The organism is Runella defluvii (assembly GCF_014195535.1).
Classification (GTDB): Bacteria; Bacteroidota; Bacteroidia; order Cytophagales; family Spirosomataceae; genus Runella; species Runella defluvii.
Genome location: NZ_JACIBY010000009.1, coordinates 281,418 through 293,939, shown reverse-complemented (window position 1 = coordinate 293,939; position 12,522 = coordinate 281,418). Strand labels below are relative to the sequence as shown.

The following is a 12,522-nucleotide window of genomic DNA, read 5'->3' as shown; positions in this document are numbered from 1 at the left end:
TCTATAATTTGACAATTTTTAAGCAAAAAATCCACTCCAAATTGAGTGGATTTTTTGAAAATATTTTTTGAAAAAGTAATTTCCAAGGGAAGCCTTAGTAAATGACTGAGACAAAGGTCAGGGATTCATCTAAACTCTAATCTCCCCAAAATTGGTAGTTTTTAAACCAACTTTTGCTCAATGGCTTTCACCACTGCTTCGGGGGCTGAGTTGACGTGTAGTTTTTCGTAAATGTGCTTGATGTGGTAATGCACGGTGTGGACGCTTAAATTACACGAGTGGGCTATCATCTTGTAACTCATCCCTTTAACCATGCAAGCCAACACCTCACGCTCCCTGCCTGTCAGTTCGACATACGTGGGTTGTGACTGCACAAACTGGCTTTGAAACATCTGCATCACTTTGAGTGCAATGGCGGGCGACATGTGCGCGCCGCCTTGATACACATCTTGTATGGCCTGAAGTACATCATCGGGGTCAGGGCTTTTGAGGACATAGCCCGAGGCACCGCCGCAAACCGCCGAAAAGATGCGGTGGTCATCCTCGAAAATGGTGTGAATCAGCACTTTGGTGTCTGGAAAAGTAGCTTTTATTCGACTCAATGCCTCAATACCCGAAAGTCCAGGCATCTGAATATCCATCAGCACTACGTCGGGGCGATGTTTACGGATTTTGGCTACGGCTTCGTTGGCATCTTCGTAGGCTCCAGCCAAATAAATTCCTTCGGTGTTATTAAAATAGAGTGTCAGGCTTTGCCTAAGCACTTTATTGTCTTCAAAAATAACGATACTAATCATTGAGAGCGATTGAAAATGATTGTTGCCATAAAGCTAAGGAAAACCAAATGAATGCGTTCTCCCCAATTTGGGTAGGCGCGTTTTCAAATTCTCTTCTATTTAGCGTCTATGGCTTGAGCAATTAAACCTTGCAACAATTTATCTGGTATATCGGCTCGTTCTGATTTATCGTAAAGTTGTTTGATTAACTGACCTAAGTCAGCTCTTAATGAAGCATATTTTTTTGCGAGCCGCTTAAACTCGCGGTCGAAGCTATCAATGGTATAAATCTGTACCATTTTATGAAGCATCTAATTCATCTAATAGGTCTTGAACAGGATGGGCTCTGCGTTTACCTTGCTTGACCTCCTTCAGCTCTTCAAATCCTTCCTTAATAAGTTGCCATGTTTCTTTTTCTGAAGGATTCAATGTGTTCTCAAGTGTCTCTGTATGAGTAACTTGTACAAATGGGAGTGCATTGACCAATTTCATAAAAAAAGGAAATTCGCTATCAGGTACGTTAAGAGTTATTTGTCTCATAAGTAGTTGTATATGCTGTTATAATACCAAAATAAGTACAAATAAAGTGCATAATCAAGTTTTAGAAGCAGTTGACAACACGACCTCAACTCTAGCCCCACTTTTCGACGAAACGTTCACCTCAAATCCCCCTTCCTTCGCCCGTTTTTGAAAATTTTTCAGCCCGTTACCATCAGTGATTGTGGCAGGATCAAAGCCTTTGCCATCGTCTGAGATACGAATGCGGAACTCCCTGTTTTGTTGATAAATCCGTACCTGCGCGTGGGTTGCTTCGCTGTGTTTGGCGATGTTGTGCAGGGCTTCTTTATAGACCAGATACAAGTTGCGCCGTTGTTCCATCGAAAAGACGGGAAGTTGGCTGACAGGCACTTCATTCTCAAAAACAAAGATGATGTCATGGGGGATAAGCAGTTTAAACCCCACGGCTTTCATTTTTTCGATGAGCTTTTCGGGGGCATCGTTGTCGGGGTTCAAGGCCCAGATGGTATCTCTGATGGTTTGAATGGCCTCTTCCGAATCGTTTTTCATTTGGCCCAATACGGCTTTAAGCTCAGGCTGTTGGTTGTCCATTTTCTTCTGAACAACTTTGGCTGAAGTCGCAATTCCCGTGAGGGTAGCGCCCACTTCGTCGTGCAGGTCGCGGGCGATTTCGTCACGGATTTGCAGGAGTTTATGCTGCTGATGGAGGTTTTCCTGTAATTGAATGATGAGTTGTTTCTGGGTTTGCGCTTGTTCTTTGCGGTGTCTATTGGCACGTTCGGCAAGGATAAAGCCCAGCATGATGATTTCAATCAATGTCCCGGGAACAAAGAAATTATTGTAAGGAAGGTAGGGGAGCCACGAAATAGTATAGAGCGAGAACATGCTGATAATCATGGCGATTAGGCTGATACTGAATGCAATGGCATACACCCAGACTTGCTTTAGGTTTTTGATGGCCACATAAATCAGACTCACCAACAAAAGAAACAACACGAGCAAAATAAACCCGCCCCAGTCAACTTTGAGCCACAGGAGTAGCCGAAAAAGCGGAGAAACGAAGCTTGGCTCCACTAATTGAACAAGTTGAGTAATGGCTGAATTAGCATAAAACAGCCCGTTTAAGCCTAAAATCGCCCAATACAAGCTTTTGGAATAAGCACGAAGGTTGAGAAAATAAACGTGGAAAAGCGACCAGCAAAGCTGATAAGCAAAAGCCGTATTGACGTATTTGTTGATGGGGAAAAAACTGTAATAATCAACGTAGAAGAAAAGAATACTCAGCATCAGCAAGGCGTACCAGCCAATCAGAGAGTCTCGCAGGCGAATTGCAAAAATAAAGGCATAGATAAAGACAAGCACATAAATACCCATTGCAAAACTTTGCCAGACGGTATTGAATCGCTGGTAGGAGAGTGCTTGTTCCAAATTACCAATGTGAATAAAATCGCCGTGGGCATTTCCCGTTACGATAGAAAGATAAACAGTAGAAGGATGACTACCGATTGGAAAAACGGGGGGCTTTGTCTGTACTTGTTGATAGAAAGCAGGCATTGATTCACCCGCCTGATACGCCCTTTTTTGCCCGTTTTCGTCAATAATAATAACGTCCATCCGACGAAACCCCCGGTAGCTATGAATGAGGTAGAGGTCTTCCTTTGTCTTATTTTTTATCTCGAACCGCAGCCAGATTTTCTCGTAGAAATAACCAAATTGAACAATTTCCTGTTGGTTTAATCGCTGGAAAGAATCCAACGGAAATCGGGCTACTTGTTCGTAAGTGAGTTGCTTGGTTTTGTCCTTAAATACATACACGTATGGTGCAATAGGATTGCTTCGTTGGGCATCGGTAATGGTGAGCACCTGCTGCCCCCAAAGTGGCGTCCGCACTCCGAAAAATAGGAAGAAAAGCAGAAGGCGCATATTGAGCAGATTTGTGCTAGAAGATAAACTTCTTCAAATGGCCAAAGTTATGGACTTCTTTATCCGTTTACTATCCCCAATTGTGGTAGTCTAAAAAACAAACCTCCCGAAAGTTCTAAACTTTCGGGAGGTTAATAACTGTCTTATTGTGAGATGATTAGTTTCTTGGAGGGCCACCTGCTGGACGAGCACCGTTAGGACGGCCTGGGTGTGCTTCGCCACGGTGGCAAGTAGAGCAACCGATGCGAGGTTTACGGTCTTTAGTTGCGTAGGAAGGCAACGCAGCAATGACTTCATCGTTGATTTTGCCCACCATCGCCACCATATCAGTCGCAATTTTGTGGTCGCCTTTTTCGTCCGATGCCCAGTCGTTTAGGTTGTGGCAGTGGCTACAGCTTACGCCCAGCGTTTTGCTCCAACGGTTTTCCATGATGCCCAAAACGGCTTCTGCGGGTTGACCCTTAAAAATTTTAATGTTTTTGAATACCTGTTCTGCGGGTAATTTTTCTTTGCCCACAATCGCCTCCTTAATGGCTTTTACGTGCTTGGCGCGGTCAGCAGCTAGGCTGTCTTCACGAGGGTCAGCAGAGGGGGCAGTGGTGCGAGAGGGAGTTAAAGCCAATAAAGAAGCGATGGCAGTTACTCCAAAAAGGGATAAAATCCATTTTTTCATGGGAAGGAAGAGGTTTAAATGGGAACTTTGATTACGATAGCAAACATAGATAAAAAGTAAAAGTTTCCAAGAATCTACGCTAAAATAAGTTAGGAAAACGTGGAGATTTGATAGATTTGAGGCTGTTTTGAACAAGTACCTAACAAATTAACCATGCTTATCATTGACGCACACCTCGACATGGCCATGAATGCCGTCGAATGGAACCGTGACTATACGTGTTCTGTTCAGGAACTTCGTGAACGTGAAATTGAAAAAAACTTAACCGATAAACGCGACCGTGGTAAAGGGACGGTTTCGTTGCCCGAACTTCGAAAAGGGAAAATTGGCTTGGTCGTGGCAACGCAACTGGCCAGAGTAACCGAGCGTGGCAGTGCCTTTGACGGCTGGTATTCTCCCGCCCAAGCTTGGGCCATGACCCAAGCTCAACTCGCGTGGTACCAAGCCATGACAGATTTGGGTGAAATGGTGCAAATTACGGATTATGAAGGGCTCACAAAGCACCTTGCGTTGTGGGAAAATACGTCTATCCCCGACGAAACCAAACCTGTTGGTTTTATTTTATCCTTAGAAGGAGCAGATTCGTTGGTAAATCTTTCTTACCTCGAAAAAGCCTACGGCTACGGATTGCGTGCCCTTGGGCCTGCTTGGTACGGGCCAGGTCGGTATGCGTCGGGCACGGCTACGACCGACGGTTTGACGGCTGCTGGAAAAGATTTATTACGAGAAATGGACGCGCTCGGAATAATTCTGGACGCTACGCACCTTACCGACAAAGGTTTTGACGAAGCGTTGTCTATTTATAAAGGTACGATTTGGGCGAGTCACCACAACTGCCGTACGTTGGTGCCTCATCAACGCCAACTTTCTGACGAGCAAATTTTACGTTTAGTGGAAAGAGGTGCCGTAATTGGCGGGGCGTTGGATGCTTGGATGATGGCACCAGGGTTTGTACAACGTCAATCAGACCCCAAAGAGTTTGGCGTAACGATGGATAAACTCGTAGATCACTGGGACCACATTTGCCAATTGACGGGCAACAGCCTCCACGTAGCATTTGGGACGGATTTGGACGGAATGTTTGGCCGTGAGCAGTCGCCTTACGACTTAGACACCATCTCCGACCTGCAAAAGTACCAAGACCTACTGCGCCAACGCGGCTACGCCGAAAGCGATATTGAGAATATATTTCATAAGAATTGGTTAAGATTGTTGGAAAAGACGTGGCGAAAGTGATTTGTCAATTTTTTTTGAGGCTATAAATTGCGAATGGTGAGGCTAAATACATTTATTTAGCCTTTACCTTTAAATGGTTTAGCTTTTGTAGAATATGGTTGGTAGTTCGGTAATTCACTCGATTTTTCATAGTTTGACAATACCCGCTTTGACAGCAAACATGGCAAGCCCCGTGCGGGTTTTGATATTGAGTTTGTCAAAAAGCGCGTCTCGATACCCTTCAACAGTACGTGGGCTACAACACATTTGGTCAGCGATTTCTTTATAGGTGAGTTCTGTACAAGCATAATGTAAAAACTCCAGCTCTCGATGGCTGAGTTTTTCATCAGAGGTGATAAGCTTCTTATGTTTGTTATTTGAAATTGTTTGGAGTACAATACTTGTGGCCCAATTTGGAAAATAAATTCCTTGTTCGGTAACATTTGTTAAAGCTTTCTCTAATTCAGCAGGAGGAGTATTTTTATGGAGGTACCCTTTTACACCGTATTTTATCATTTTTATCACCGAATCTTCATCATCTTGCATCGAAAGAACGAGTATTTTTACTGTAGGGTATTTTTCTTGGAGCCATTGGGCTGTTTGAAATCCATCCATTATAGGCATGGAAATATCAAGTAATACAATATCAGGGACAGAGTCGCGAGTTTTGAATTTGTTGATAAGCACACTACCATTTTCAGCTTCATATAAAACCTCAAAATGAGCCATGTTGCGTACCATTGAGCTAATGGCTTTGGCGATAAGTAAGTGGTCATCCACAATTACTACTGTGTGTTTCATCGGGAATATTTAAAAATGGAATTGAAAATTGTAAGGTAGTGCCACTGCCCAAAATTGATACGAATGATTCATCAAAAGCAGTTAATTCACTCAAACGCCGTTTTACATTGGATAATCCAATCCCCGTACTTTGCATATCTATTTCAAACCCTTTACCATCATCTTTAAATACAAAATCAAGCCTGTTTGGTTTTATATATATACTAATCCAAATATTTTGACAAAAAGCGTGCTTGAGGCTATTTTGCATAAACTCCTGAGAGGTACGAAAGATATTATTTTTGATAGAAGTATCCAATAAAAGAGGAGCCGACGGAAGTGATAAATGAACATGGCAACTTCCAAGTTGGTTGAATTGGACTACTTCCTGCCGAAGTAGGTCTTCTAGTGAAGTATGGGTGAGCTCAGGTTGGACAAGTGATTTTGAGAGTTGCCTTAAATCTTGTAATGAAGTGTCAATTAGTTTGGCGATTTCAGATATTTGAGAAAAAAAAACATCACTTTTAATCGTTTTAGAATGGAGTAAGCCTTGTGTGTAAATAGACGCGAGTGTAAGCTTTTGACCCACATCATCGTGGATTTCCCTGCCTATATCGCGCATAGTCTGCTGCTGGATAGCCAGTTGGGTTTCGATAAGTTCTTGTTGATGAAGCTGTTGAAGTAATTGGGTCTCACGGATATATTGTATTTTACGTTGTCGGTAAAGTACAATAAATGCCAAAATCCCGCCGACAAAAATTAGCAGGACTACGTTGACCAGAATCAGAAATATGGTTAGCTCTTTTTCTGCCATAGGAAACCTACCGTAAATAGTAAATACATACAAATAGATAAGCAGTACACAATCACCTGATATATTTCAAAAATGTGTTTATAATTTTGAGTTAATGTATTGTAAGTACCATAATAAGGCAGGGATAGTAGATAATACGAAATGATGCCCAAAATAACCCAAAATTCTATGGTTTTAGCAAAAGACAAAATATAGTCTGATGCTACAATTTGATACAAATACACAATAATTAGTATCACCATCAAGATACTTCCTACTGTCACCGAAAACGACTGAAAAGTATAGGTTTGTTTTGAAAAATAAAAATGGTCAAAAAACCAAGCTATTGCATAAATCAATATACTATATTCAGGAACTACCAATACCTTTTGTTTTCTACTTCTAATAAGCTGACTCAACAGCCATAGAAAAAATAAATATTCTGAAGGTATAGAGACATAATTATACAATCTGCTGTTGAAGTCCATTTTATTCCATAATCTTGACAGCCATCCAATCCACTCAAGTGTGCTAATCCAAATCAAATAGTAAGTTAAGTAACTCCAAAGGGAGTCACTTAACTTACGGTGTTGGGAAATGCCAGCAATTGCTGCAATCGTTTCTGAAATGATGACCCCAATACTGAGTATCATTATGATCGCGACCATTGTAATTCCGTTTAGTAATTATCAGTAGATTGCATTAACTCATCACCGTCATTGTAAGGTGGTGGCCCCATCCCCCCTCTGTTCATTGCAAAGGGGTTACTGGCGTCTCCTGGAGCAGCTGAAAACATGGAAAAAGTAGCTTTTTCTAGGCTTTTTTCTTTTCTGTAATTGGCCATTACTTCGCTCATCGGCATATACACACACATTCCTTGGGTACTTTTTATATCAAAATCTACATGGGTGTTTTTGCCTTTTTGGAAAGTTGGTACCAAAAGTAAATTGTGTTTTCGATAATAGACTGAAGATAAGGGGTTAAAATAGTTTTGGGAGGGAGTGTCCATCCTAGTTAGTTGTGCCTTGTCTGGATATTCTATAAAATAGAAGCGAACTCCCAAGGTAGTTTTTGTTTCTGCTAAACATTCTTTACAGCTTGTTTTTTCCACAAGATAAATAAAATGCTTTAGCTTTTCTAGCGGAAACCACACCCATCGTGTGTCTTTTTTTTCAAACTTATTCCCCCATCTATCTCGGTAATTATCCATCACAGTATTCATTGCTTGATATGGGATTTCTTCAATAGGTTTGTTGGAATAATTGTAACAAAACCAATCACAGTTTTTGCCTTGGATACTTGCTAGGTTACTATACTTATAGCTTGTATATAACCATAAACTCAATGTAAAGAGGTTAGAAATAATCAGGAACTTCTTCATCTTAGGAATAATATTAAAGTGAAACACTAAATGAATATTACAAATATAGATGCTTTGGGAAATTAGAATCGTTGCCAGTGAAGCGTGGTAAATGCGTATTTTGGATTAAGTATCTGTATATCAAATATTTATGTTTAATTTATCTCTTGCAATCAAGTGTTTTTACGCATTAAATACCGTTAAATAACGGTATATGTTCTCGTTAAAAATCGGCATAAAAATCCGTTCTTTGTGGCTTTTGCCGCTTTTAAAAATGCTACACCTTTGTACTGTCAATTTTAATAATTCTTTACATAGTATCATTATAAGAATTATAGTTTTTAAAACGCAGAAGCCGAAAAGCGTACAATAGAGTAGGTAAGTTTATAAAATAATTTCCAAATAATGAAAGAGTTAGAAGAGCAATTTAAAAACATGTATTTGCTAAATCGGGATGAGAGACTAGATCTTATAAGAAAACTAGAAACTTTGAAACCCGAGTTTTTTAAGGCATTTACGCCAAAATGGTGGTGGTGGCGGCGCTGTACCGTTAAGGTTTTGGTTGTTACTGATGGTGGACTGAATTTTGGTACTGGCGTTGTAGGGCTTTCTGAATTTTTAACAGCCTTTAACCAACTTCAGGCTACTACATGGAATAACTATCAGATTACACTTGGGCATCGTTCTAGCTCTCCTCCAAGCCTTAATCCCTTGGTGGTAAATCAGATAAGTAGCTTCAACTTTCAAACCAGTGTCAACTTGAATGATTTTGATCAAGTTTGGCTGTTTGGTATAAATTCAGGTTCAGGACTTTCGCAAAGCGAATTGCCTGTTGTTGAGGCATATATGAATGGTGGTGGCGGTTTGTTCGCGACTGGTGATCACGGAAATTTGGGTTCTGCCCTGTGCGGAAATATTCCAAGAGTGAAAGATATGCGTTATTGGGCTGATACACCTGCAGGTGCTTCAAATGATGCCAATGAGGTGAGTATGAGTGGGCGTAGAAGAAACGACACTAATAGACCTCGTTTGGGTGATGCTACTTCTCTTTTCTTCGATAATCAGTCCGACAATATTCCACAGACTATCGCCGTGAGAACGTTTGGCAGTGGGATGCCGCATCCCTTGTTGTCTATTAGCACAAACATTAGAGCATCTGGGATTATAGACATCATGCCCGACCACCCGCATGAAGGAGAATGTAAGCCCGAAACGTCGTTTACCATTAACAATGTCACCGTTCCTACCCAAATTATTGCTACCTCCTTTGTTATGGGGGGAAGTACAACTGGTGGAGGGAGTGGTAAAGCACTGACAGACCCTCACTGTTTTCCTTCTATTGCCGTGTGGGATGGGCGTTTGGCCAACGTTGGCCGTGTCGTTGTGGACTCTACTTGGCATCATTTTGTAAATGTGAATTTGAATGGAGTAGGCTCACAGGGAGGAATGGGTTTTACGCCAAATGATAGACCAGGGCAACAATCTGGTTTAGCAACTGCCGATTTTAACATCATACGGCAGTACTTCATGAATATTTCATTGTGGATGTCAAGAAGAAAATCTTGGCTGTGCTGGAGAAGATTCTTGTGGATTGAACTATTGAGAGACTCCCAACTCATAGAAGCTAGTTTGAACAATCCTGTTGAAAAGCTTGAAAATATTTCATTGGCGGATTTAAGTAGTATTGGATCCTTAGCAGAAGAAATATTATCATCAAAACTTAACCCGTCACTCGCTCGTGAGTTTTTAGTCGAATCGCTTGAGACAACAAACCCTAATGTGGCATCTATGCTTAATGTGTGGAAGCCTAAAAGCAAAGAGCAGCAGAAAGGGTATTATCAGCCATGGCTCAATCTTGATTTGATTCTTTATACGTCTATTGGGGCGGGTTTTATTGCTTTAAGAGATGATAAGAGTATTTCGGGGGAAGAATTGAATGAAAAAGACTTAGACCGTGTGACAGAAATATTCACTAAAGGCATGGCTTTCGGATTCGATAAATCCATTGAAAACCTCAGTTCAAATCTTAAAAATTTTGCTTCTGAAGCGAGGTTAAAATTATAGTTCTAAAAACGCCGAAGCCGAAAAGCGTATAATAAAGTAGGCAACCGAAAATTAATAACCCTTATTATTATGGCAAAGGCAAAAAATGAAAAGCGTTACATCGTCACTTACATGGACGCCGACACAACCCAACAAGAAGCGGCCTCTATTCTTGGTATCTCTGACATACAGGATGGAGTTTCAATCATGGCAACCGACAAGACAGTAACTTCTGCAGACGTGTTTCATTTTGAAGGGCTCGGTGCGAGTTCATTGACATTAACTGCCGCAGAAGTAGAAAAACTCAAAAATGATGAGAAAGTTCTGGCAGTCGAAGAAGATATTGAGATGCACATTTTGGAGGAAAATATAAACTGGGATGTGGCTTTAACAGAAACCAACGATCAATTTCAAGAGGGGTACAAAAAAGGAATTGCTGATTTGTTTGCAAAGTTTACAGCTACTGCAAAAGAGCTGTATGAACAACAGAGTTCAAGTGCTATTCCCCCGATTGTACCTATACAGCCCCCTTTAGTTCCTCCTATTGTCATCCCACCTCAGCCTATTCCGTGGAACATTAATATGGTAAAAGCTCCCAGAGCTTGGTCAAGAGGAATTAGAGGTGAAGGGATTAAGGTGGCCGTTCTTGATACGGGAATAGCTAGCCACCCCGATTTGGTCATTTCAGGTGGAGTATCATTTGTACCTGGAGTTGTTTCGTTCAATGACGGGAACAGCCACGGAACACATTGTGCTGGTATTATTGCTGCTAGAAACAATTTTTTTGGAGTGGTTGGTGTTGCTCCTAGAGCTTCTTTGTACGCTGTTAAAGTACTGAGCGATGGTGGTAGTGGAAGTACTTCGTGGATTTTAGCTGGGATGGCATGGGCACGTCAAAATGGTATGCACGTAGTTTCAATGAGTTTAGGCTCATCTTCTTGCCAAAGTGTAGCTTATACTAACGCAATTGCGACACTCAACAACGCTGGTATTACGGTAGTTTGTGCTTCTGGAAATGCATTTGGAACGGGATTCCCCTGTGTTGGTAGCCCAGCTAATAGCCCTGGTGCAATTGCCGTAGGAGCGGTTGCTCAGAATGGTGTCATCGCTCCATTTTCATCAAGAGGGGTAGGCTGTTGCCCTCCAGGTGCCAATCCTGTGACGCTTGTAGCACCTGGTGTTTCTATCAATTCAACAGTTCTAGGTAATGGTTACGGAATCAAAAGCGGGACAAGTATGGCTTGCCCTCATGTAGCAGGCGCAGCAGTATTGGTTAAACAGCGCTTCCCATTTTTTACGCCTGCCCAAATTCGATTAAAGTTGATGGCGACTGCTTCGGATTTAGGAGCTCCAGGGAATGACCCCACATATGGTATGGGTTTAGTTAATTGTGACTTAGCAACGTTGTAATACATTTTGTCAATTGTGAAGTTAGGGAGTTTGTTAACGTAAATTTCCTAACTTTACAACATATCTAAACTCACAGATTATGAAAAAGATAAATGCAAATTTTAACGAACAACTGCTTAAAAATTCAAAGAATGCGTTTTCAGTGATTGTAACAACTACGGGGGTAATTGACAGTAAAAAGCTCGGCCTTAGCCCAATTGATGGGCTTGAAAACATATATACTGGAAGTTTACTGCCAAAGAAGATTTTTGATTTGGAAAAAATAATAGAAATAATTGCAATCGAACCTGATGGCGAAATGAGGGCTTGGAAAAAATAAATGTTTAGACTAGTCTATTGGTGTGGATTAGTGATAACCGTCCAATTTTTGAGATTGAATTATCGGCTTTTGCTCTTAATTTATTTACACCTGTCATTTTGTTTTGGAGGAAGCATATGGATACTGGCTGTGTCAATGCCCCGAACCACAAGGTTGTCATACATTCAAAGACCGCGATATTGAGAATATATTTCATAAGAATTGGTTAAGATTACTTACAAATACTTGGAAATAGCCTAAATGGGTTTTGCATTATTGCGAGATTAAATATTGGTATATCGTTAATTTGTCCAATTTTTAAGTGTATAAATGACATATTAAAAAAATTTAACAAATGTTGTCATTTAAATAACAATAATTTAAAAATTGCGCATAACTTGCGTTTGGTAATCTAAACTAATCCAAATCTATTTATGCGTAAAATTTTATTTGCCAACTTAGTTGTAATACTTATTGCGACTGGGAACTTGATGGCGCAAGACAGGGCACTGTCGGGAGCCGTCAAGGTTAAAAACGGGCAACGACTGCCCTGTGTGAACATTCTACTCAAAGGCACCAACCGAGGAACGAACTCCGACGGTGATGGTGCCTTTAAACGTTCGGTTCCAGTGTCTGGGACTTTTGTGTTTTCTTCGGTGTGCTACGAAACAAAAGAAGTAGCGTTCAATTCTTCCACCTCTCAACTGAAGGGCTTCATCCATTAATCAAAAC

Annotated in this window: 14 protein-coding genes; 5 read left to right on the top strand and 9 right to left on the bottom strand. The window is 41.0% G+C overall.

The genetic code is table 11. From position 1 onward, the window contains the following. Positions 1–161: 161 nt before the first annotated feature. The 5 genes from FHS57_RS20750 to FHS57_RS20730 form a co-directional block, all read right to left on the bottom strand. Entirely contained in the window at positions 162–797 is a 636-nt protein-coding gene (locus FHS57_RS20750) for a response regulator transcription factor (protein ID WP_183977042.1), read from the bottom strand. Between the two features lie 95 nt (positions 798–892). Beyond that, positions 893–1,075, bottom strand: coding sequence for a hypothetical protein (locus FHS57_RS20745; protein WP_183977048.1), 183 nt, complete (start codon positions 1,073–1,075; stop codon positions 893–895). Position 1,076: 1 nt separating this feature from the next. Continuing rightward, a complete protein-coding gene (locus tag FHS57_RS20740; protein WP_183977040.1) occupies positions 1,077–1,316 on the bottom strand; it encodes a hypothetical protein in 240 nt (79 codons plus the stop codon). 54 nt (positions 1,317–1,370) lie between these two features. Next, positions 1,371–3,218 (bottom strand): sensor histidine kinase, encoded by a 1,848-nt coding sequence (locus FHS57_RS20735; protein WP_183977038.1) that lies wholly within the window; start codon positions 3,216–3,218, stop codon positions 1,371–1,373. 157 nt (positions 3,219–3,375) lie between these two features. Then, positions 3,376–3,891 carry a c-type cytochrome gene (locus tag FHS57_RS20730; protein WP_183977036.1) on the bottom strand — a complete coding sequence of 172 codons (516 nt, stop codon included), beginning with the start codon at positions 3,889–3,891 and terminating at the stop codon, positions 3,376–3,378. Positions 3,892–4,044: 153 nt separating this feature from the next. Between FHS57_RS20730 and FHS57_RS20725 the strand changes: the two genes are divergently transcribed. Beyond that, positions 4,045–5,127, top strand: coding sequence for a dipeptidase (locus FHS57_RS20725; RefSeq protein ID WP_183977034.1), 1,083 nt, complete (start codon positions 4,045–4,047; stop codon positions 5,125–5,127). Positions 5,128–5,253: 126 nt separating this feature from the next. On the opposite strand, the gene FHS57_RS20720 is transcribed toward FHS57_RS20725, so the two are convergent. From FHS57_RS20720 to FHS57_RS20705, 4 genes are read right to left on the bottom strand one after another with little or no spacing between them, the layout of a single operon-like run. After that, complete coding sequence (locus tag FHS57_RS20720; RefSeq protein WP_310587010.1) at positions 5,254–5,886, bottom strand: response regulator; 633 nt, start codon at positions 5,884–5,886, stop codon at positions 5,254–5,256. Next, the gene (locus FHS57_RS20715; protein ID WP_183977030.1) at positions 5,879–6,700 is read right to left on the bottom strand and encodes a sensor histidine kinase; all 822 of its coding nucleotides are present in this window, start codon (positions 6,698–6,700) and stop codon (positions 5,879–5,881) included. The genes FHS57_RS20720 and FHS57_RS20715 overlap by 8 nt, the downstream gene beginning before the upstream one ends. Beyond that, a complete protein-coding gene (locus FHS57_RS20710) occupies positions 6,682–7,347 on the bottom strand; it encodes a hypothetical protein (RefSeq protein WP_183977028.1) in 666 nt (221 codons plus the stop codon). The genes FHS57_RS20715 and FHS57_RS20710 overlap by 19 nt, the downstream gene beginning before the upstream one ends. An 11-nt stretch (positions 7,348–7,358) precedes the next feature. Next, positions 7,359–8,060 (bottom strand): hypothetical protein, encoded by a 702-nt coding sequence (locus tag FHS57_RS20705; protein ID WP_183977026.1) that lies wholly within the window; start codon positions 8,058–8,060, stop codon positions 7,359–7,361. Positions 8,061–8,444: 384 nt separating this feature from the next. Here FHS57_RS20705 and FHS57_RS20700 point away from each other — a divergent pair, with 384 nt between their 5' ends. The 4 genes from FHS57_RS20700 to FHS57_RS20685 all read left to right on the top strand — a co-directional run bounded on the left by FHS57_RS20700 (position 8,445) and on the right by FHS57_RS20685 (position 12,515). Further along, on the top strand, positions 8,445–10,103 hold the full coding sequence (locus tag FHS57_RS20700) for a hypothetical protein (RefSeq protein WP_183977024.1): 1,659 nt from the start codon (positions 8,445–8,447) through the stop codon (positions 10,101–10,103). A 69-nt stretch (positions 10,104–10,172) separates the two neighbouring features. Beyond that, positions 10,173–11,492, top strand: coding sequence for a S8 family peptidase (locus tag FHS57_RS20695; RefSeq protein ID WP_183977022.1), 1,320 nt, complete (start codon positions 10,173–10,175; stop codon positions 11,490–11,492). A 79-nt stretch (positions 11,493–11,571) separates the two neighbouring features. Beyond that, positions 11,572–11,811: a hypothetical protein gene (locus tag FHS57_RS20690; protein ID WP_183977020.1), complete on the top strand. Its 240-nt coding sequence runs from the start codon at positions 11,572–11,574 to the stop codon at positions 11,809–11,811. 413 nt (positions 11,812–12,224) lie between these two features. Continuing rightward, positions 12,225–12,515, top strand: coding sequence for a carboxypeptidase-like regulatory domain-containing protein (locus FHS57_RS20685; RefSeq protein WP_183977018.1), 291 nt, complete (start codon positions 12,225–12,227; stop codon positions 12,513–12,515). Positions 12,516–12,522 lie beyond the last annotated feature (7 nt).